General features: G+C 73.1%; 1 protein-coding gene. It reads right to left on the minus strand.

What is annotated here, in order from left to right; all coding sequences use genetic code 11:
* The coding region (locus I6F33_RS38030) for a hypothetical protein (RefSeq protein ID WP_225145803.1) at positions 1 to 424 on the minus strand (424 nt) is incomplete at both ends.

Raw genomic sequence — 424 nt, forward strand, 5'->3', positions numbered from 1 at the left:
TCCGAACTCCGCGCCGGCGGCTGGAACGCCCATGGGTCGGCTGGTCGCCACCCTTGGAGTTGAAGTGGTTGGCGATCACGAACACGGTGTGGCCGTGGAAGACGAACTCGCCGGCCAGCGGCTTGCGGCTCTTCGCCCACGCGGCGTTGCCCGGATCCACCCGGCCGGGCGAGACCGACAGGTGCGGCTTGCCGCGCTCCGTCACCACGGACACCGCAGTCGTCGCGTCGCCGCCCGGACGGTCCACGAACGACACCCGGCGCGGGTTGAACAGGAACCCGACCCGGATGTTGCCGCCCGGCTCGCCACCGTCCGCCAGGTCCCGCGGGTCGATCTGCCGCCACTCGTACCGCGGCCCGCCCGCGGCGACGATCGCGTCGGTGAACCGCTGCAGGGTCTGGTCCGCGGCCACCACGCCGTCGCC

Origin of the sequence: Bradyrhizobium sp. BRP20 (assembly GCF_020194215.1) — a bacterium.
Classification (GTDB): Bacteria; Pseudomonadota; Alphaproteobacteria; order Rhizobiales; family Xanthobacteraceae; genus Bradyrhizobium; species Bradyrhizobium yuanmingense.